Source organism: Bacteroidota bacterium (genome assembly GCA_016706865.1).
GTDB lineage: Bacteria > Bacteroidota > Bacteroidia > Chitinophagales > BACL12 > UBA7236.
Genome location: JADJIS010000003.1, coordinates 1,080,584 through 1,102,977 on the forward strand (window position 1 = coordinate 1,080,584; position 22,394 = coordinate 1,102,977).

Sequence of the window (22,394 nt, forward strand, 5' to 3'; positions counted from 1 at the left end):
TCTTAATTTCGAAGGCTTGTTATGCGTTGTTTGTGTGGAATTATTTGTGGTTAATTATTTCTCGTCTTTCTTAATTTGTCCTTTGCTTAAGCTGTCGCGCATTTCGGTGTCGGCTTGTAGGTTTCGGAGTTTGTAGTAGTCCATGATGCCTAAATTGCCGCTTCTGAAGGCTTCAGCGATAGCGCGGGGTATTTCGGCTTCTGCTTCTATCACCTTTGCACGGGCTTCCTGGGCCTTTGCTTTCATTTCCTGCTCAAGGGCTACTGCCATGGCGCGACGTTCTTCGGCCTTCGCCTGAGCGATGTTTTTATCGGCATTTGCCTGATCCATCTGGAGTTCGGCACCAATGTTCTTTCCAATGTCAATATCTGCAATATCGATTGATAAGATCTCGAATGCAGTTCCGCTATCCAAGCCTTTGGCCAATACCGTTTTAGAGATATTATCCGGATTTTCCATTACCGCCTTGTGGTTTTCGGAAGAACCGATAGTAGTTACAATACCTTCCCCAACACGCGCTAAAATGGTCTCCTCTCCTGCTCCACCCACTAATTTCTGGATGTTGGCACGAACGGTAACCTTTACTCTGGCGATCAGCTGAATACCGTTTTTAGCAACAGCTGTTACCGGAGGTGATTCAATTACTTTTGGATTAACACTCAGTTGCACCGCTTCAAATACATCTCTACCCGCAAGGTCAATTGCAGTTGCAGCTTTAAAATCGAGTGGAATATTCGCTTTATCGGCACTCACCAAAGCATTTACCACGCGTTTGATGTTTCCACCGGCTAAAAAGTGAGCCTCCAACTGATCGCGTGTAAGAGGTATACCTGCTTTATGCGCAGTAACCATATTATCCACAATTGCCCGCGGATCAACACGACGCCAGCGCATCAATATCATCTGCAATAAACTTATACGAACCCCTGCAAGCTGGGCTGAGAGCCACAATCCGAACAGTCGCATAAATATTAAAAAGAAAATTAATACCGCTAGTCCTACGACTATTACAAGTATTAATACTGCTTGTTGTGAATCCATAATTATTTATTTAATAGGTTTTACAAAAATTTTGTTGTGCTCTTTTTTTACGATCTCGATTTCGGTGTCCTTTTCAATAAAATCTGCCAGGGAATACACCGTTACCCGTTCATCATTTGCAAATATAGCCTTTCCCTCGGGACGAAGGTTAGTTAATGTCTTTCCGTGATCGCCAATATTAAAATGAGAAAGATTTTCATTATTCACTTTACCCGTTATTTCCGTTTTTAAAGCCCATTTTTTTGATTGGGTGCGTTTATATCCCCAATAAATAATGCCGCCAGTTGCAAGTATGGAACCTGTTAACATCCAGTTTCCAATAGTATTTCCGTACTGATTATATGCCATGTATAAACCTATACCGGCAACTATTCCTCCCAAAATGGAAAAAACTGAAAATCCAGGGATAAAAAAGAATTCAACGAAAATAAAAAGTATACCAACTGCAATAATTGTGATGATCAGGATCAAACTCATAGGATGCTAAGGTAGGAAATAAAATGGACACGGGGTTAGGGACAAAGGACACGGGACACGGGACACGGGACTTGATATAAGACATTGGAAAGGGGACATAGGACGGATAATTTTTCTGAATTATGAAAGTACTGAAAGAGCGATACATTTTGTATCAACAAACTTTAGTAAGTGGAACATGTGTAAAAAAAGAGGAAACACTGATGACGTGGATCGGACGGATAAAAAAAGATAAATAATAAAAGATTTTAAATGGGGAATGGAGGTTTGTCTTCACTTAAATCCCAGTCCTGAAAGGACGATACATCTTGTAACCACGGACTTCAGTCCGTGCGAACTAAAGATATATCGATTAGCAAAAGTCCTGAAAGGACGGTGTATCTTGTAACAACGGACTTTAGTCCGTGGTTCGCACCGTGAATGCCGGATTCACGACTCACGATTCACGAAAAAATTGTCAAGAGTCATTAGTCAGGAGGAAAAAGCTTCGGCTTACATGGAGCTCACTCATTACTCATAACTCCCGCCCGACAGGGTCATCCGGGCGGGCATTTCTCATCCCATCATTGCAACACCGAAATATACGTTGTCCAATACGTATAATCTGAATAAACATTTACATATTCATCCTTTACAATATCGTAAGAGTAGGTTCTTACATTTTTAATTTTGACTGTGAATTTTGTGTCGGCATCAACGTAAGATTCTGTGCGTTCGGGAACGAAAACGATGGTGTTTTGTCCGTAACCCTGATGATCTTCTAAAATTGTTACACCTATTTTTTTATTGTTTTCGAAAATTTCGACGGTGCAACTATCAAAATATGCATTGCTTAGCGAAAACGACCATCTATAAATATAAAAATTAAGGGGCGAATAATATTCAGGTGGCCAAACTACATATTGTGTATCGTAGGGATCGGTTATTTTATCATCATAATTAGAATCCTTTCCACCTAAAGCCCACAAGGCCATCGCACTTCCTGTGCTGCCATGTCCGAATACTTTTCTATATGGATTTAATATCCATCTTCTGTGGCCAACAGCCTCGTTATTTCCACCATCATCATCCACCTGACCCATTAATGCATCAATGCCATCATATCCCAATGATAAATTAGAATTATTTGCACCCATATATCCATCCGCTGTAAAACATTTCCATTCTTTTGGGGGATGATGGTCCAGGTCTCCGTTAGCAGACATCATCAATGCTGCAGCCTGACATTTTGCATTCCATTCTTCACGCAAAATACATTTATCGGGAACACCCGCAACTCTTCGAACATAATTTAATGCTCGCAGAAATTTTTCCTGATCCGCAGCAGTTAATTTACCGGGATCACAGGTTTCAGTTGAACCATTCCATACAATTCTGTCAGTCCATGAATCGTAACTTTTAAAATTTGTCTGGTAATCATATAATACCCATTTTTTATATAATGCATTAATTGTTGCATCGTTCGGAAGCATTTTAATTTGTTGACGCAATAATACACCTGCCTCACTGAATTTATTTTTATCGATATAAGATAATATCTGATTAACTGCTTCATTTTGCTGCAGCAATCTGAAGTTTTTATTTTCCGGAAAAAGAACAGTTAATTCATACATATTTATATTTGCTAGATAAGCTGAATCCGATTTTTTTAACAGCGAATATATTTTAGTTTCATACGTTGTAATTTTTGATTTATCAGAAGTAAGTCTTTTAATATTGTATAATATTTTAATGCCTTCTGAAAATTTGTTTTGTGAGATCAACGAATCTACTAAAAGATACATCCCCTCCTCTCCTGGTCTACCATTTTGCAAACAAGAATATATTTTTTTATAGGTATTGCTTCCATTCAAGTCGCAGGAAACATTATTTACTGAAAGCACATTATTCATTTTTGTTCTTGATAATATTCCTGAAACCAAAGTATCCAATGCATTATATTTTTTATCGCGACAGGCATACAACGATAATAAGGAATCAGCCTTTAAATTTTCATTTGTGGTGCGCAATGAATTATAGTAATTAAACACTACGTCCCACTTTAATTTTTCAAATGGTTTGGGGTCGATTAAAATATCGTTAATGGTATCAATATTGGATAAAAACACATCGAAAATTCTCGCTTCCGTATATCCAAACATAGACGCCGACTGGCTTTCCAGAAATTCAAGATATTGGTTTTCAACATCGCTATTTTTAAATAAAACACAAGCTCTGTTAAAAATGGTATAAGCATTTGCGTAGTCGCGATCTTCGTAAATGGAATAGGCTAATTCAACAAAGGCTTCGGATAAATATGGCTCGGGAATTCTGCCATATTTTGCGTCAAGATAAATTTTTGCTGCTGCTCTATTGTAATAATCTGCTGCGAGGGCAGTTTCCTCTCTGTCCATACATATTTTCCCTTTTAAAAAATAATATTCGGGTTGGGGATCTATATTCAGTATTTTATCCAAAAGTTTTTCCGACTTCACAGGTTTTTCGTTGTCGTAATAAGTTTGGGCAAGTTGAAAAACATTATCTAAAATAGTATCTACTTGTGCCTGGTGAGCGGGAATAAAAACTTCTTTTTTATCTTTTAAAATAATAAAATCGAGGGTGGTAAGAGAAGATTCAACACCAAGAGGAAAATCTTCTTGAGTTTCCGGATCCAATGCTAGGTGCATATTTGATAAAGCCTTAATTAAATAGGCATCCAGATTTTTTGAATCTTTATCAATCGTTTTTTGTGCAAGTGAAAGTGATTTTTTGTAGTTGCCGCTGTTATATGCATCTACAAATTTTTGTGCATCACAAAGTAAAAAGCACAGAAGAAAGGCCGCAGTTAAAGGTATGTGTTTCAATTGAATAGAATAACGGAAAAGAGAAAAAAAATAGTATTTGAATGATCGAATTCGTCCAGATGAAACGATCTTTTGCCACTAAGGCACAAAGAACACGAAGGTTTCACAAAGAAGTAATTGAAGAGAATAAATTGAATATTTTCCAGATGCCTTATCCACTTTTGGCCGGTAAGACGGTAGGTACGGGAAGGTTACGGGAAGTAGTTTTAGTTTGAATAATGGATAAATTCCTAGTGTGTATTTTTTTTGCCACGAAGGCACAAAGAACACGAAGGTTTCACGAAGAAGTAATTGATGTGGAAGCCAATTGTCCTTTTCCCATGTCCTATATCAAGTCATATGTCATATGTCATATATCCTATGTCCTATTGGTAGTGTATATTTTTTTGCCACGAAGGCTCAAAGAACACGAAGGTTTCATGAAGAAGTATTTGAGGAGGAAGTCCTTTGTCCCTTTCCCATGTCCTATATCAAGTCCTATGTCCTATGTCATATGTCTTATGTCCCTCAAAGTAACAAAAGTCACTCAATTACATAATGGTTTAACGTACCTTTGCAGATGGCTAAGAAAATTTCGCGGTTCGGATCTGTTGTGCGATTGAAATGTCCGAAGTGCAGGGAAACAGATCTCTTCGTAAATAAAAACCCCTATAATTTTAATGAAATGGCAAAAATGTATAAGACCTGCAGTGTTTGCGGACAGCGTTTTGAGCCGGAAACAGGTTTTTATTATGGAGCCATGTATCTGAGTTATGCAATAGGTGTTTTCTCCAGTCTTATACTCTTCAGTGTTTTTAATTTTGTTTTAGGCATTTCCACCACGTGGGCCTTTGTAATGGTTGCAGTTATCTGGATCGGAATCTCGCCTTATCTTTTTCGGTTTTCAAGATCGCTTTGGTTGAATTTATACGTAAATAATCATCGTGACCTGTAGGGGCAATTGACAATTGACAATTGATAATTGATAACGGGGTAACTGCTGTCATTGTTAGGCTTAAGCTCCGAAACAAAAAATGAGTAATGAGTAATGAGAAATGAGATTGCCTCGACTAAGCATATAATATTTTATTAATTCATTTAACTTTAAAGTAAGAAGTAAGAAATCTCGCCTGACACCTTAGTCAAATTCTAAATTGTCCATTAATTAAAATTTGTTTTAGGTAAGAAAATAAAATTCCAATCCAAAGTCAAATCAAAAATTGTCAATTGTCAATTGTCAATTGTCAATTTCAAAGCCCCGCCATCCACACCATCAATTTCTCCAATTTTGATTTTATTTCTGCGCTGCCGCAGGTGTAGTTATTTATTATGATGCAAAATGGTAGCAGGTCACCGTTTTTTGTTTTTACGTAACCGGAATAGGAACGCACCTTATACATGGAACCACTTTTTGCGAAAATTTTTCCATCGGCTGAAGTATTTGCACCAATAGTTTTCAGGGTGCCTGTTTGGCCTGCAATGGGTAACGATCTTTTGAATACTGAAAATTCAGGTTGATTTAATTCGTAGTTCAACATTTTGCACATTTGTTCAGTTGTTATCACATTTAATCGCGATAAGCCACTTCCATCCTCCATATTAAATCCGATAAGATTTATTCCTTTTCCTGTCCAATAATTTTCCACTGCTTTTATTCCGGATGAAGTGCTTCCATCATTTAAAATAACTTTACCTGTGGTTTTTAATAATGTCTCTGCGTATAAATTATTGCTTTTCTGATTGGTATGATAAATAATTTCACTTAAGGGTGGAGAGGTATATTGAAATAACAATTTACGAATAGTATTCACTTCCAATTTTTCCCTTTTCATTGCATAAACTGTGGTGGCTTGTTTGTTTACTTTTACCCCATAGTTGATTAACGCTTTTTTTAATTCAAGTGCTAAAAATAATGGAGGATCAGGCATGGATCCATCAACGGTATATGCTTTTCTGTTTGCGGGAATAGTGCCTACCACATATCTATAATAATTATCAGGTGCACCGTAAATAAATGCTTCATCTCCACTCCCTCCTACCGTTACATCATTCCACACTGTTAATCCCTCTATTTCAGGAAATATGCTGTCAATTTTTGATTTACTACTGGTGGAAGAATAATATAAGGTATAAGAATTTTCAAATACATTTAATCCGTAAGGTCCCGCACCATAATATTGCCCTATATCATCCCAGTTCCAACTACCTGGTGTTGCATAATCTTCGAATACACTTGCATCTGCAATTATATTTCCTGTAATTTCTTTAATGCCTTTATTTTTGATCATAAGTGCCCAGATAGAAAATAAAGAATCAAATCGCAATGTGGAATCTAACCTGTCGTTCCCCAATGTTGGATCACCGGATCCACGCACATATAAATTGCCCGTTAAAATACTGTCCTTCGAAATTGTTCCGTCATATTCGATAGCAGTTTTATATCTGTATTTTTCTCCAACAAGATTTAAAGTAGAAATAGTGGTCACCACTTTCATACTCGATGCGGGCACCAAACTTTTTTCGGAATCGAATTCCGCAATTGTCTTACCCGTTTTAGGATCCAACAAACAAAATCCCCAACTTGCATGCACAAGATCTTTGTCGAGCGATAATGCTTTTAATCCTCCATTGAGTCGGTTTAGCCCAATGCTATCGATCTTTAATTGAGCAAATAAAGGAAAACCGGATATAATTAATAATATATAAAAAAATAGTTTTTTCATGTGACTTTGGTAATATTAATAATTGGATAAATTAAATCCCTAAAACATCCTTCATTGTAAAAATGCCTTTTTTATCCTTTATCCATTTTGCCGCAAGTATTGCACCTTCTGCAAAACCCTTGCGCGAGTTTGCAGTGTGAATTAATTTAATTTCATCTGCCTCAGAAGAATAAATAACTTCATGTGTTCCCGGAACATTTTCAATCCGGTGGGAAATTATTTCGAGCTCTTCCTTTATCGAGGTTTTATTATTTACCCAACTATTTTTAGTTTTTAATTTGCTCAATATTCGTTCTGCCAGTGTGATAGCAGTTCCGCTCGGAGCATCCAATTTTTGTGTATGATGTGTTTCTTCAATAGCAACATCATATTGCGGTTGTTCACGCATTATTTCTGCAAGTATTTTATTTATCTCGAAGAAAATATTTACACCAATACTAAAATTCGTCGCATGCACAATGGACCCGTTATTTGCAAGAACATATTCTGTTACTGCTTCCAGATTGTCGTACCAGCCTGTTGTGCCTACTACTACAGGAATGCCGGCATCCACGCAGGTGTGGATATTCTGCACAGCGGTTTTTGGTGTTGTAAATTCAATCGCTACATCCGCCTTTTGTAAATTTTCTTTGGTGAGTTCGTTTACATTGTCTTTATCAATAATTAGGACAATGTCCAAATTTTTATCTGCATTAACAATCTCCTCAATTGCCTTACCCATTTTACCATATCCGATCAAAACAATTTTCATTTCAGACTGAGTTTTAGATTTACTCCAAAAGTATTAAAATCATTTTGTGTTAAATTACCTTTCGGTAAAATGAATGGCTGCACATGCAAACTCAGGTCGTCGCTTACATCAAAATCGTATAAATGCGCATCAACCACCGCATCAACAATATTTAATATATATACTACCGAAGTTACCACCACTAACAGATCGCTATAACGTTTGGTATTATCTACATATTGCAACAAAATTTCATCACTTGTGATATAATTATAAATTGTGGCGTTAGTAGTGGAATCACCATCCGTTCGATAAATATATTCCTGCCGCAATTCTTTATAAAAACTGTTCCAATAATATACAAAATACGCAGAGGTTCCGATGCCTGCATATACTATCGGAATTTTCCAATATTTTCCATTATACGCCTGACCTAATCCGGGAATTACAGCACTATACAAGGCAGCTTTACCAACCGAATGTGGTTCGTGCGACCATAAATTTTTATAAAAAGGAGTTTTAATAGTGTCGGTAGAAATTTCTACCATAACAGAATCAGATATTACAGAAATTGTATCGGTAACAGGAACAGAAAAAGTATCTACCTGAGTGAAACTTAGTTTTGTGAGGAATAAAAAGAAGATACAAAATATTTTTCCATGTTTCACACGCAGTAATTAATCTTCAATTAATTCTTTTAACCGGAAGAGATCATCATCAGAAAAGAAGGAGATCACCATTTCACCTTTACCTTGTTTATCTCTCTTAATTTGCACTCTTGTAGCCAGGCGCGATGCCAAAGTATCCTGAACTTTTCTAATTTCATATGGAAGTGCATTTACAGTTTTTTGTTTTACACTCACTTTTTTATTGTTGTAATTGCGCACCATTTCCTCCACATCGCGAACAGAAAGATTTTTAGACAGTATCTCCATATAAATAGCAATTTGTCCTGCAGGATCTTCCAGTGCTATTAATGCACGTGCATGACCCATAGTCATTTTTTTCTCTTTTAATCCGCGTTGAAGATCAGGAGGTAATTTTAATAAACGTAAAAAATTGGTGACAGTGGTTCTGTTTTTACCTACACGTTCTGCCAATGCCTCATGTGTTAAATTACACTCATCCAATAATCTTCTGAAATGTATGGCCACTTCTATTGCATTGAGGTCTTCGCGCTGGATATTTTCTATCAGTGCTATTTCCAGCATTTCCTGATCGTTGGTTGCACGAACAAATGCAGGAATTTCTTTTAAACCTGCAAGTTTTGAAGCCCTAACACGACGTTCCCCTGAAATAAGTTGATATTTATTTGTCCCAATATTTCTAACAGTTATGGGTTGAATAACACCGTGAATTTTTATGGACGCACTCAATTCCTGCAAAGCAGTTTCATCAAAATCTGCTCTTGGTTGAAAGGGATTTAACTCAATATTTTCGAGAAGAATATTATTGGTGGATGCCATTTGCTGCACCTTCTTTTTTTGCAGGAAATCGCCTTCGGCATCTGAATTCATACCTTCGAGCAATGCTCTTATACCCTTTCCGAGATCGTTTTTTTTCTGGCTCATTTTTTAGCTCCCATTTCATCGGGAGAAAATACCTGACTTCAACACAAGTTGAATTCGGTATAACACTATAAATTTAATCAATTTTGATTGATATTCAATAATTCGTTTGCATGGGTAGGATTAATTCCACCGTTATTTTGTAAAATTTCTCTGGCAAGATTCAGGTAATTGATCGCTCCTGTGCTGTCGGCATCATACATAATAACAGGTTTACCGAAAGAAGGAGCTTCACCCAATTTTGTATTTCTATGAATGATAACATCGAATACCATCTCTGAAAAATGGCGTTTAACTTCCGTTACTATCTGATTACTCAAACGCAATCTGGCATCATACATGGTCAATAAAATTCCTTCTATCTGCAATGGATTGTTTAAACGATTTTGCACAATTTTTATTGTATTGAGTAGTTTTCCTAAACCTTCAAGGGCAAAATATTCGCACTGCACCGGAACCAAAACTGAATCGGCTGCAGTTAGTGCATTTACTGTGATCAATCCCAATGATGGAGAACAATCGATAAAAATATAATCGTAATTATTTTTCACCTCGTCGAGAATTGTTTTTAAAATGCGTTCTCTGTTCGGGTGATTTATAAGTTCAATTTCTGCACCAACAAGGTCGAGGTGAGATGGTAATAAATGTAAATTGGGAGTTTCTGTTTCCACAATAGCATCTTTTGCCTGTTTATCGTTCATCAGACAATCGTAGATATTTATGCGATTTTCTTTTGGATCGAAACCAACACCGCTGGTGGAGTTTGCCTGCGGATCTGCATCAACCAATAAAGTTTTAAATTCAAGTACCGCAAGACTTGCAGCGAGGTTGATGGCAGATGTAGTTTTACCAACTCCACCTTTCTGATTTGCTATTGCTATTATTTTTCCCATGATTGTAATTTGCGGTTTAGGTCGTTATTATATTGTGTTATTTTATTTCTGCTTCCTCTCCTATTTTCATCAGAATTAATTTTTTATCCTGATACCCGAAAATAGCTGTTGATTTTTCATGATCTATTTTAATGTGTTCTTCGGTATCGTAATGCATCCCGATTATTTTATCGCACTTAATATATTTAGATGCAATAAGGGCATCTTCCACACCCATTGTGTAATTATTTCCTATGGGCAAAAATGCAAAATCAATTTCCAGATGTTTTCCCAACAATTTCATATCGTTGTGCAATGCTGTATCTCCGGCAAAATAAAAATTGCCCTCCGCTGTCTCAAAATAAAATCCCACAGGATTACCTCCATAAGTTCCATCAGCAAATGAACTGGAATGCACTGCATTCACCATTTTTACCTTTCCGAAATCAAAATTCCAAACTCCTCCAATATTCATTGGATGGAGATTGGTAAGACCATGTCGTTGAGCCCATTTATAAATTTCCCAATTCGCAACCAACATTGCTTTACTCTGCTTTGCAATTTTAAGAGCATCTGCAATATGATCGTTGTGTGCGTGGGTGATAAAAATATAATCCGGGATTATTTTTTTAATGTCGATAGCTGCTGCGAGGGGATTATCGGTAATAAAAGGATCAAAAAGGATGGTTTTCCCACCAGTTTTCACCTGAAAGCACGAATGTCCGAAATAAGTTACCAGCATTATCCTTAAATAATTAAAGCGTAAAGTTAAACCCTTACAAATCCGTAATCGACGAAACGGGAACAAACTTTTAAACAGGCTTTTTGAGGCTTGTGGATAAGTGAGGGGGCATTTTGTTATTAGGAAATTATTCTTATGGTGAGTGGTGAGTGGAGAGTGGTGAGAGAGGGTGAGTAGGGTGGTAAATAGTGAGTGGGAGGCAATGAGCAAGGTTGATAGATTAATTTCATTTTAGAACTGATTGTTTCAATGTATGTAAACAGAACTCACGATTCAATGAGTAATGAGTTATGAGTAATGAGTTTGATCCTCTTTGCCGAAAAGTTCATGTTCTAATTAATGTTCAATGTTCGCTGTTACGGATTCACGACTCACGATTGACGATTCACGAAAATGAGTAATGAGTCTGATCCTCGATAGCCGAATGTTTTTACTCCTGACTAATGACTCTTGACAATTTAATGAATCTTGTAAAATTTCGCCAGAAATTTAGACTCCTCTCTCCTTTCTCCTCTCTCCTTTTCGGATTCACGACTCACGATTGACGATTCACGAAAATGAGTAATGAGTAATGAGTAATGAGTTTGATCCTCGTTAGCCGAATGTTTTTACTCCTGACTAATGACTCTTGACTTTTTAATGAATCTTGTAAAATTTCGCCAGAAATTTAGACTCCTCTCTCCTTTCTCCTCTCTCCTTTTCGGATTCACGACTCACGATTGACGATTCACGAAAATGAGTAATGAGTAATGAGTAATGAGTTTGATCCTCGATAGCCGAACCGGGGGGGGGTGTAGCCTAATTTTACTCCTGACTAATGACTCTTGACTTTTTAATGAATCTTGTAAAATTTCGCCAGAAATTTAAACTCCTCTCTCCTTTCTCCTCTCTCCTTTTCCGGATCCACAATTTTCCCATGATCCAAATCATTCAAAAAATAATTTTCATTATTTCCTTGTTTATTCAACATTTCCTATATTGCAACTCTAAAACCAAGGAGGATAAAGATGAAAACTTATAACAGCGAGAACATCAAGAATGTAGTGCTGGTGGGCCATTCCGGCTCCGGTAAAACAACACTTGCCGAATGCATGTTGTTTGAAGCCGGAGCTATCAACCGCCGCGGAACTGTTGCCGATACAAACAGTACTTCTGACTTTAATGAATTGGAACACGAGCGAGGGTACAGTGTATTCAGTTCGGTGATGCATGTGGAATGGAAGGATACAAAGATCAATATTATAGATACACCGGGAATGGACGACTTTACAGGGGAAGTTATTTCTGCTTTTAAAGTTGCCGATACAGGTTTATTAATGCTCAATGCCGCACATGGTGTGGAGATTGGGACAGAAATAATCTGGGAATATGCCGATCATCTGAAAAAACCTATGATTCTTATTGTAAATCATGTGGATGAAGAAAAATCTGATTTTGAAAATACAATTGATCAGGCAAAAGAAAGATTCAGTAAAAAAGTTACGGTTGTTCAATATCCATATAATCAGGGAATAGATTTTAATGCAATTATCGATGTATTAAATATGGTAATGTATAAATTCAAACCTGACGGAGGTAAACCTGAAAAATTACCAATTCCTGCAGAGGAAATGGATAAGGCAATGAAATTGCACAACGATCTAATTGAGACAATTGCAGAAAATGATGAGGGATTAATGGAGAAATTCTTTGATAAAGGAACTCTTGAGGAGGATGATATGGTGAAAGGATTAATGTTATCTATCCGCAACCACGAATTATTTCCGGTATTCTGTATTTCTGCAAAACACAATATGGGAAGTGGACGCGTAATGGGATTTATTGATAAATGTTGCCCTTCTGCAGCCCATATGCAACCGGAAAAATTAACCAACGGAAAAGATCTTCCATGTAATTCATCAAATCCAACTGTGGTATTTATTTTCAAAACAGTAAGTGAACCACACCTTGGCGACATGAGTTATTTTAAGGTGTGCAGTGGAAAAATAAGTACGGGAATGGATCTGAATAATACGAATACGAATAATAATGAGCGTATTAGTCAACTGTTTGTTTTACAAGGTAAAAAACGAGAAAATGTGGATACGTTAATGGCAGGTGATATTGGCTCTACCGTTAAATTAAAAAAGACACATACTAATAATACACTTGCAGTAAAAGGACAGGATGTTGAAGTAACGCCAATACATTTTCCTGAACCAAAAGTGCAAGCAGCAATTGAAGTTCATAATAAAGGTGATGAAGAAAAAATGGGACTTGCCTTACATCACATTCACGAAGAAGATCCAACAGTTACCATTGATCACAATATGGAATTAAAACAAACTTTGGTAAATGCGCAAGGTGAATTACATCTTCAGGTAATTAAATGGAAAATCGAACATTTATATGGAATTAAATTCGATTATGTAAAACCAAAAATTCCGTACAGAGAAACTATTCAAAAATCAGTTAAATCAGATTACCGACATAAAAAACAAAGTGGTGGTGCAGGACAATTCGGAGAGGTGCATATGATAGTGGAACCATATTATGAAGGAATGCCTGATCCGAAAGATGTTACGGTTCGCGGCCGTGAAGAACACGATCTTAAATGGGGAGGAAAATTAGTATTTTATAATTGTATAGTTGGTGGTGCAATTGATGCGCGTTTTTTACCTTCCATATTAAAAGGTGTGATGGAAAAAATGACCAATGGTCCGCTTACAGGTTCCTATGTTAGAGATGTTCGTGTGAGTGTTTATGATGGAAAAATGCATCCTGTCGACAGCAATGATATGGCATTTAAATTAGCGGGAATGATGGCGTTCAGAAATGCATTCCGCGAAGCTGATCCAAAATTATTGGAACCTATTTATGATCTGGAAGTATTAGTTCCAGGAGATTATATGGGTGAAGTAATTGGAGATCTGCAAACACGCAGAGGAATAGTTATGGGAATGGATAGCGATGGTCATTATCAAAAAGTAATTGCACGAGTTCCATTAACTGAATTATACGATTATTCATCCACTCTCCGATCATTAACGCAAGGCCGCGGAAAATTCTCGCGCAAATTTGCGGAATATGCACCGGTTCCTTTTGAGTTGCAAAAAGAGTTGATGAGCAGTCATAAAGAAGAGCTTACGGAAGCATAAAGAATGAAAGAATGAAGGAATGAAGGACCTCGATCTCACAGGTTTGGGAAAGCTGTGAGGTCTGAGCGTCAGAAGTAAAAAATTTGGAATGTTAATTGGTATATAAAAATTAAGCCACGAATGCACGAATTTTATTATTCGTGAATTCGTGGCTAACCTTTTTTTATATCTTATTTATTTAATAATCGAAATTGTTTGATTTACATTTTCATCTTCCACTTTTAAAAAATAGAGGCCATTATTTAAATAGGAGAAGTTTTGTTTTTCAATATTTTTACCTGTCCATAAGATCTGACCAACAGAATTTAATAATGTGTAATTATACGTTGCTACACTATTTTCAATATTAATATTCGAGGTAAATGGATTTGGGAAAATGCTTAAATTATTATCATTAACGGAATTAATTCCATCGATAACAATTGTTACTGTAAAACATTCGGAAGTATCGCTGCAAATTCCGTCGGATACAATAACTGCATAAGATCCGGATTCTGTTGCTGTAAAAGTTTGATCGGTTTCACCTTCCAGAAAAGTATTTCCATTTCCGCAATCTATCCATTGATAAGTTGCATCAACTGCATCGGCTAAAAAACCATTTTCCATATTAGTGGTTACGCCAACATTAACAGCGCACCAGGTTATTTTGCAATATCCCGGAGCTCCGAAACCAGGACCTCCACCATTGCCATTTCCACCTCCACCTCCGCCGCCATAATTCGCGGATGTTCCTGCAGGATCAGTAACAATGCACGATACATCAGTAAAACCTGCTCCTTTTCCACCATCAGCTGCCGGTGCTCCACCGCCGATTCCGCCATCACCACCGGGAGTTAAACATATACCTGTCCAGGCAATGGTATTTCCACCTGCACCGCCGTCACCCAATGGTCCTGCAGCGCCACCGCCGCCGCCACCGAAGTAAGTATAATATCCACCACCACCAATTCCACCGGTATAATTACTGATATTTCCTCCTGTTCCGACACCAGGGGCACCACCACCACCAATTTCAGGATTTGGAACAGAAACACCATTTTCTCCACCTGAAGCTGATAAAAATCCTGTTACTGTAGTTGTACCTGCAACCGCACCTGCACCAACATATCCTATACTAATATTTATTTCATCAAGCGGAGTTACGGAATATTCGCCTTTTGCAAATCCTCCCCCTCCTCCTCCACCGGTTCCATTAAATCCACCATTTCCTCCAGCTCCCATTACTTCAATGGTTACAGAGCTTACATCAGCGGGAACGGTAAAGGTTCCTGATGCAGTAAAAAATTGTTCCCCGGATTGTGCATTTAACATTCCGGAAATTAAAATTGTTGAGAGGAGTACATGTATTCTTTTCATTTTTATAAAATTTATATTTATCCTTATTAAAATAATGGTGTAAGTTACACCATTATTTGCATAGGAGGTTTAAAACGATATAGAAATAAAAAGTTAAATAATTTAAAAAAATCGCAATCCAATAACATAACCAAGTGATAATGAAGTTGTAATTCCATTACCCCCAAATTCCTGGATCGTATTTTCTTTGAGTGGAACTACACCATTGTCGTAAACTTCTACATTTAATACCGGCCCTGCATAAACAGTGATCTTATTATTTGCAAATGTATAAGACGGGGTGATGCGCAATTGATTAAGTATATGCAATTGATCGTAATTAAAATCAAACTGATCCTCAAAAGTATTCCAGATCATGCCATCAATATCTACGGATAGAGCTTTATATGCAGGAATGTGACCTCCAATTCCCAAACCATAACCATAACGCAATGTGTCAGAAAAAGGAGAAACACCAAAAGCAAAAATATTATAAACATATTTACTTCCAACTCTCAATCCGATATTTGTTGTTAATATATCGCTGGTAAATATGTCGACATCAAATATTCCGTTGCGACTGAAACTCAATAAGCCAATAGAAACACCATCAATGGTATCAGCAATATTTACAAGACCTATTTGAACGCCTGTTACGCTCTTTGCCACATTCACCAAACCTATTTGTGTACCCTGTATATTATTCGCAAGATTTAATACACCCGAGGCTTGAAATCCTGTTGCATTATCAGATAAAGAAACATTTGCTACACCCGCAGCCTGAAAAATAATTGCTTCTTCTTTTATGGAGGATGAAACATTTATTACGCCTGCTGCCTGCATTCCTTTGATTTTACCTGTATTTAAATTCGCAACTCCTGCAAATTGTCCTCCAGTTAAAGATTTCCCAGCATTTAAAACTCCGGCACCTTGAATTCCCATAATATTTCCTGCAACAATATTTGTAACTCCGGCAAATTGACCACCTTGCATATATCCTTTATCAAAATTTGCTACTCCTCCAACTTCAAGCCCTTGAACCGCACCATTATATCCCTGAATAATATTTACTGAAAAATGGTGTTTGTATTTATAACTGTCGAGACCATTGGTTCCCAAAGGTGTAAAAAAGGAAAGTTGTGCATACCTGTCGATAAAATCACTGGAATCGGAAGAGGAATTTGAAATATTATTTTTGTTATTACCTGATGTAAGATCAACAGTTGTATCACGATCAAATATTTTCTTTTCAAATAATTTATCCAGAAAAGTAAATTCTTTAGAAGATGTTGTATCAACTGAGATATTATATTCCTCCTTTTCTGCAGGTTTTAGTGCTGTTGTTTCACTTTCTTTTTCATCATTTTTCTTTATTGTATTTTGTGAAGGATTTTCAATCGGCAAAATTGTTTTATTAGGCTGATCAAAGGCGAGAGTTTCTTTCGTAATGATATTATTTTTTTGAGTAGTATCCTCCTTTACAATTGGATCAATTACAGCAGGATCATTTTGAGTTTCTGCAGTAATATCTGTTACTGGATCGTTTAATTCTTCCTCAACAACAGGTGTATCCAACGATTTCAATTTATTAAGACCCTCCTGATCAAATTTATCTTCATTTTTAAATGATTGATCTACAATATCACTTGTTGCTCCTTTGTTTGCTAACTCTTCCCCTTTGCCGGTATTGTCTGATTCATTTTCTTTAAAATTATTTAGATCGTTTTTAATGGTATTATTTAAAGGTTTAGTTTTATTTGCATTTACTGCCTGTATCTCCTTTTTATCATAATTAATTTTTGCACTTTCAGCTCCAATTAATTTATCTGATCCTGTTTCATTCTCCGACAATTCCAAAACAGGAGATTCTGCTTTGGATGTAATTATATCAGCATTTTCATTTCCTGCTGTTGAATTTGAAATATTATTTTCAATTGATCGCACACTTTCATTAGCAACTTGATTATTTTGTGTGGATGTTTGATCATTCAGTGTCACAAAAAGTGTAACTACTGTTCCTATTATTATTCCTCCTGAAAACATGGTCCATTTATTTTTTAATAATTTTTGAAAAAAGTTTAATTTAGGTGCAACAACATAAGCAGCCAGCAAAGCATCAAAATTTTTGTGCCTGTTAATTACCTCATCGGGTAATGACTTGTATTCGGTTTTAAATTTTATTTTCGTCATGGCTGATTATGCTTGAACTGTTATTAAATTTCGCAATCTCTCCAATATTCGGTGCACCTTTACTTTCGCAGTATTTTCTGAAATATTGATAATTTCAGATATTTCTTTAAAGGATCTTTTCTCGAAATACCGCATCTCAATTAATTCGAGTTCCTGTGGTTTTAATTTTTGTAATGTTTTAAATACCAGTTCGCGATTTTCCACTTCATATCCGGCAACGTCATCTTCCAATATTTCGGCTAATCCTGTATTTTCAATACATACAACACGCACTTTATTTTGATCTCTGAAATACTGCATCAATTCATTGTGAGCAATTCTGTACAGCCATGAAGAAAAAGGGAACCCACGATATTCGTATTTAGCAATATTCTGCATTGCTTTTAAAAATACCTGTTGGGTGATATCCGCACTTACTTCTTCATCGTCTGTTCTACGATAAATAAATAAGTATACCGGTTTATACCAGAGATCATAAAAATATTTGAAATTTTTAGGATCTTTTTTGGCTGCTTCTATCCTCTCCTGCTCTTGCATATTATTTTATCTACAGCAGAATTAATCAACGTGAATTAATTCACCGCTACCGGAAATTTCAGCTGTAATTGCAGGTGTTCCTTTATAAAATATGTTTCCGCTTCCGCTGATTTTAACATACATATCCGTTGAAACATTTGTTTCTATGTTTCCACTTCCACTAACGGTAAGATCAGCAAATGAAACCGGGAAATAAAATGCATGTAATTCGCCTGAACCACTTATATCAAAATTAAGACTGGTTCCCGAACCATACATAGTAATATTTCCTGATCCGGAAATATCCGCGTCAACAGAATTTGTTTTGCCAATAAAATCCATATCTCCCGAACCACTAATATTGAGATCAAGTATATCAGTGATTATAGAGTCCACAGTATTCACAGATCCTGAACCACTGATATCAAATGAAATAGAGGGTGAAGTAATTTTATTTTGAGTGATCATACTTCCTGAACCACTCATACTCAATGAAGATATTGCAGGCATGGTGATATAAACCAACACAGGCTCAGAATTATTGATACAGTGATCAGATTTGATCTCCAGTTCGCCTCCGGAAACATTTGTTTCAATGTTATCGAGAACATTTTGTTGAGCGATAAGTTTAACTTCAAATTCGGAGCCCTGTGTAATATATACAGTAGCATCTATCTCGCTGCTTACTCCTGTAAAACCGGATTCTGTCCGCATTTCTGTAATTACAGCACCTGATCCGTTGATACATGGCCATTTGTCGCCACCGCAAGAGGCCATAAACAGTGGAATTGCGGCAAATAATAAAATTGTTGACTTAAATTTAGATCGTTTCATTTTTTAGTTTTTCTATATAATGCAAACATTGCCACAAAGTTACAGTCAGGAAAAAAAATATTTGGTGACAGAAATCCGTTAGGTGAATCTGTGAACTTTCTGAGAGTCGGTATGTGGGATATTAAAAATACTGCATATTTATCCAGAGAATCAGGCAAAAAACAGGTATTGGTGTGAATGAATGTATAGGCAGATGTAAATTAAAATGTATAATCCACAGACCTTCAGAGGATTGAAATGCAGACTACATCTAATATTCAGGAAAATTTCAAAAGGTTATGAACTCTCCACACTTGTTTTTTGTTTCAAAAGCTGTATCTTAACGAAAAAAATTAATTGAATGAATACCAAAGGAAAAGGAAGACCGGCTACCAGAACGGCGAAATTGATCGACGGATTTTATATTGAAGTAATGAACAAAGGTCAGAAAGAAAGGGGCATAAAGATCAGAAGCAAGACAAAAGCTGAGATGGAAGATGCTGCCAGACGTTATGCTAACAGCAAGGACGTGGTTATTTTAGGCGAGTACAAGAACGATGCCTGGGTGAAGTAGACTTAAGAAAAAGTTGATTATATTTTTATACCATATCTTAACAGGGTATGGTATTTCTATTTGTGGGAGTTTGGAAGGGCTTAAGGGGTTTTATTCGGAGGCAAGATCACACAGGCCTCAAACTGTGACTGCTACTGCGACTGCGACTTGTTGAAAGGGTTGGCAAGGTTAGCAGGGTTTAGTACGGAGGGAAAATTCGGAGCGACTGAGGCTTTCGCTCTCAGGGGGGGGGGGGGGGGGGGGGGGGGGGGGGGGGGGGGGGGGGGGGGGGGGGGGGGGGGGGGGGGGGGGGGGGGGGGGGGGGGGGGGGGGGGGGGGGGGGGGGGGGGGGGGGGGCTCGTGGAGGGAAAATTCGGAGCGACTGAGGCTTTCGCTCTCAGCGAAGGTCTCAGTAATGCAGGATCACCCAGACTGAGGCTTTCGCTCTTTGCGAAGGTCTCAGTAATGCAGAATCACCCAGACTGAGGCTTTCGCTCTCAGCGAAGGTCTCAGTAATGGTATATTCAAATAAATACTCCTGCTTCATGTACTGTCAAAAAAAACCTCCTTTTTTGTACGTTTTTTTAGTAATTGGGCTGAAAAGCTTCAAATTTTACAAATTTTGCAGGCCAAACCCCTATAAGTTGCAAAAAAATGATTTGGCACAGCAATTGCATAATGCTTATTGTGTGTGTTTTCATGGGGATAGCAGAGATTACCTTAACGGTCTTCTCTGCTTTTTTTTTGTATTAAATTTATCGTCCTTCCAAAACCGCTGAAACACTACAGAAACGGCTTCTATTATTATAATACTCTATTCATTTCCTGATACAAAATCGCTTGGCATAGCAATTGCCTAATATATTATTGTGTGTGTTTTCATGGGGATAGCAGAGGGAACCAAAACGGTGAACTCTGCTTTTTTTATGTAATCATTTCTCCTCCTCTCTTGTTCCCTAAAAATATGTCTAAACATCAATAAAATCAAGGGTTTTCGGAGCTTAATTTTTAATCAACTTGTAGGAAAATGATCGGCTTTTGTTATATTTTTTATTAAAATTGACTAAATAGAAATCAAATTCACTAATAAATTGATAGTTGATGGCTCAAAATCCGGGTGAAGCGCATAGAGGTATACTTGGGCATTGTGGTACAATTTGGGGAATCACTCCACAAAAGTGTGGAACAATTCCTCAAACCATTTCTCATGGCCAAAAGCCATATTTTAATTATAAAAAAATCATATCCATTTCAGTAATCTTTTTTCGGTTCGGATATAGAGAAGCGAATTTTAAAATTTGATTTTTGCTGCCTTCCCGTCTTATCTTTGCGCATGACTGAGAAAATACTCATCCTCGACTTTGGATCTCAATACACTCAACTAATTGCCAGAAGAATTCGCGAACTCAATGTTTACAGCGAGATAGTTCCCTGCACCAAAATTCCAGACCTTACAGATGATGTAAAAGGAATTATTTTATCCGGAAGTCCTTTTTCCGTTTCCGCAGCTGATAAACCAGCATTTGATATAGAAAAAATTTTAAATAAACGCCCAATACTTGGTGTTTGTTACGGAGCGCAGTTCATGGCTCAATATTTTGGAGGAAAGGTGCAGCCATCCTCAAAAAGAGAATACGGCAGGGCATTTCTGCATATTCTGGAAAAAGAAAATGAATTATTTTATGGAGTTGACGACGAAAGTCAGGTTTGGATGAGCCATAGTGATACGGTAACTCAAATTCCACCCGGATTTCATCTAACAGCAAAAACAGCAAGTATTGATGTTGCTGCCTATAAAAGTGATGAAGGCAGGTTCGATTTCCCGATCTTTTGTATACAATTTCATCCCGAAGTAACTCATACTACAGAAGGAAAAACGATGCTTCGCAATTTTGTAGTAAATGTTTGCGGATGTAACCAATCTTGGACCCCGGAGTCTTTTGTGGAGGAAACGGTTCTTTCTATCCAAAATACGGTAAAGGACGAAAAAGTGATTTTGGGCTTGTCGGGAGGTGTGGATTCAAGTGTAGCCGCCATACTATTGAATAAAGCAATTGGCAAAAATCTCATATCCATATTTGTAAATAATGGTCTGCTGAGAAAGGATGAGTTTGAAACCGTTTTACACAGTTATAAGGATATGGGACTTAATGTAATTGGAGTAGATGCTGCGGATGAATTTTTAGATGCCTTAAAAGGAATTTCTGATCCTGAGTTGAAGAGGAAATCGATAGGAAAAGTTTTTATTGATGTTTTTGAAAGGGAATCTAAAAAGATCGAGAATGCAAAATGGCTGGCACAAGGAACTATTTATCCTGATGTGATCGAATCAGTTTCTGTTCATGGTCCTTCTGCAACCATTAAATCGCATCATAATGTTGGGGGCTTGCCTGAAAAATTACATTTGAAGGTTGTGGAACCACTTCGTTTTCTGTTTAAAGATGAAGTTCGCAAGGTTGGTGAGACCTTACAATTAAAACACGAAATATTGCATCGCCACCCATTTCCCGGACCAGGGCTTGCGATACGGATAATTGATTCCATAACTGCGGAAAAAGTGCGTGTGGTTCAGGAAGCAGATGCTATTTTTATCGGACATTTAAAAGATTCGGGTTGGTATGATAAGGTTTGGCAGGCAGGTGCAATTTTATTACCTGTGCAAACTGTTGGAGTTATGGGAGATGAACGGACATATGAAAATGTGATAGCTTTACGTTGTGTTAATTCAACGGATGGTATGACAGCCGACTGGAGTCATTTACCTCATGAACTTTTGTCGAAGATATCATCCGATATTATTAATCATGTAAAAGGAATAAACAGGGTTGTATATGATATTAGTTCAAAACCGCCGGCTACCATTGAGTGGGAATAA

17 protein-coding genes are annotated in these 22,394 nt (G+C 37.1%); 4 read left to right on the top strand and 13 right to left on the bottom strand.

The window, feature by feature from the left end; translation table 11 throughout:
• Nucleotides 1–54: 54 nt before the first annotated feature.
• The 3 genes from floA to IPI31_14015 form a co-directional block, all read right to left on the bottom strand.
• The gene (gene floA / locus IPI31_14005; GenBank protein ID MBK7568930.1) at nucleotides 55–1,041 is read right to left on the bottom strand and encodes a flotillin-like protein FloA; all 987 of its coding nucleotides are present in this window, start codon (nucleotides 1,039–1,041) and stop codon (nucleotides 55–57) included.
• A 6-nt stretch (nucleotides 1,042–1,047) separates the two neighbouring features.
• Nucleotides 1,048–1,518, bottom strand: a complete 471-nt coding sequence (locus IPI31_14010; protein ID MBK7568931.1) for a hypothetical protein — start codon at nucleotides 1,516–1,518, stop codon at nucleotides 1,048–1,050.
• Nucleotides 1,519–2,081: 563 nt separating this feature from the next.
• A complete protein-coding gene (locus tag IPI31_14015) occupies nucleotides 2,082–4,361 on the bottom strand; it encodes a hypothetical protein (GenBank protein MBK7568932.1) in 2,280 nt (759 codons plus the stop codon).
• Nucleotides 4,362–4,920: 559 nt separating this feature from the next.
• Between IPI31_14015 and IPI31_14020 the strand changes: the two genes are divergently transcribed.
• A complete protein-coding gene (locus IPI31_14020; GenBank protein ID MBK7568933.1) occupies nucleotides 4,921–5,295 on the top strand; it encodes a DUF983 domain-containing protein in 375 nt (124 codons plus the stop codon).
• Between the two features lie 295 nt (nucleotides 5,296–5,590).
• Here IPI31_14020 and dacB read toward each other — a convergent pair whose 3' ends face one another.
• From dacB to IPI31_14050, 6 genes are all read right to left on the bottom strand, one after another.
• A complete protein-coding gene (gene dacB / locus IPI31_14025; GenBank protein ID MBK7568934.1) occupies nucleotides 5,591–7,063 on the bottom strand; it encodes a D-alanyl-D-alanine carboxypeptidase/D-alanyl-D-alanine-endopeptidase in 1,473 nt (490 codons plus the stop codon).
• A 31-nt stretch (nucleotides 7,064–7,094) separates the two neighbouring features.
• The gene (gene dapB / locus IPI31_14030; protein ID MBK7568935.1) at nucleotides 7,095–7,814 is read right to left on the bottom strand and encodes a 4-hydroxy-tetrahydrodipicolinate reductase; all 720 of its coding nucleotides are present in this window, start codon (nucleotides 7,812–7,814) and stop codon (nucleotides 7,095–7,097) included.
• Nucleotides 7,811–8,461, bottom strand: coding sequence for a hypothetical protein (locus tag IPI31_14035; GenBank protein ID MBK7568936.1), 651 nt, complete (start codon nucleotides 8,459–8,461; stop codon nucleotides 7,811–7,813). The genes dapB and IPI31_14035 overlap by 4 nt, the downstream gene beginning before the upstream one ends.
• A gap of 9 nt (nucleotides 8,462–8,470) precedes the next feature.
• On the bottom strand, nucleotides 8,471–9,364 hold the full coding sequence (locus tag IPI31_14040; GenBank protein ID MBK7568937.1) for a ParB/RepB/Spo0J family partition protein: 894 nt from the start codon (nucleotides 9,362–9,364) through the stop codon (nucleotides 8,471–8,473).
• A 77-nt stretch (nucleotides 9,365–9,441) separates the two neighbouring features.
• Nucleotides 9,442–10,254, bottom strand: a complete 813-nt coding sequence (locus IPI31_14045; GenBank protein ID MBK7568938.1) for a ParA family protein — start codon at nucleotides 10,252–10,254, stop codon at nucleotides 9,442–9,444.
• A 37-nt stretch (nucleotides 10,255–10,291) separates the two neighbouring features.
• Entirely contained in the window at nucleotides 10,292–10,975 is a 684-nt protein-coding gene (locus IPI31_14050; protein MBK7568939.1) for a metal-dependent hydrolase, read from the bottom strand.
• A gap of 1,007 nt (nucleotides 10,976–11,982) precedes the next feature.
• On the opposite strand from IPI31_14050, the gene IPI31_14055 reads away from it, so the two are divergent.
• Nucleotides 11,983–14,112: an elongation factor G gene (locus tag IPI31_14055; GenBank protein MBK7568940.1), complete on the top strand. Its 2,130-nt coding sequence runs from the start codon at nucleotides 11,983–11,985 to the stop codon at nucleotides 14,110–14,112.
• A 174-nt stretch (nucleotides 14,113–14,286) separates the two neighbouring features.
• Here the strand turns inward: IPI31_14055 and IPI31_14060 are convergent, their stop codons facing one another.
• The 4 genes from IPI31_14060 to IPI31_14075 all read right to left on the bottom strand — a co-directional run bounded on the left by IPI31_14060 (nucleotide 14,287) and on the right by IPI31_14075 (nucleotide 18,987).
• Nucleotides 14,287–15,468: a T9SS type A sorting domain-containing protein gene (locus tag IPI31_14060; protein ID MBK7568941.1), complete on the bottom strand. Its 1,182-nt coding sequence runs from the start codon at nucleotides 15,466–15,468 to the stop codon at nucleotides 14,287–14,289.
• 102 nt (nucleotides 15,469–15,570) lie between these two features.
• Nucleotides 15,571–17,637: a hypothetical protein gene (locus IPI31_14065; GenBank protein ID MBK7568942.1), complete on the bottom strand. Its 2,067-nt coding sequence runs from the start codon at nucleotides 17,635–17,637 to the stop codon at nucleotides 15,571–15,573.
• A 6-nt stretch (nucleotides 17,638–17,643) separates the two neighbouring features.
• Nucleotides 17,644–18,174, bottom strand: coding sequence for a sigma-70 family RNA polymerase sigma factor (locus tag IPI31_14070; protein ID MBK7568943.1), 531 nt, complete (start codon nucleotides 18,172–18,174; stop codon nucleotides 17,644–17,646).
• 21 nt (nucleotides 18,175–18,195) lie between these two features.
• Complete coding sequence (locus IPI31_14075; protein MBK7568944.1) at nucleotides 18,196–18,987, bottom strand: DUF2807 domain-containing protein; 792 nt, start codon at nucleotides 18,985–18,987, stop codon at nucleotides 18,196–18,198.
• A gap of 340 nt (nucleotides 18,988–19,327) precedes the next feature.
• On the opposite strand from IPI31_14075, the gene IPI31_14080 reads away from it, so the two are divergent.
• Entirely contained in the window at nucleotides 19,328–19,540 is a 213-nt protein-coding gene (locus tag IPI31_14080) for a hypothetical protein (GenBank protein MBK7568945.1), read from the top strand.
• 1,312 nt (nucleotides 19,541–20,852) lie between these two features.
• Nucleotides 20,853–22,394, top strand: a complete 1,542-nt coding sequence (guaA, locus tag IPI31_14085; GenBank protein ID MBK7568946.1) for a glutamine-hydrolyzing GMP synthase — start codon at nucleotides 20,853–20,855, stop codon at nucleotides 22,392–22,394.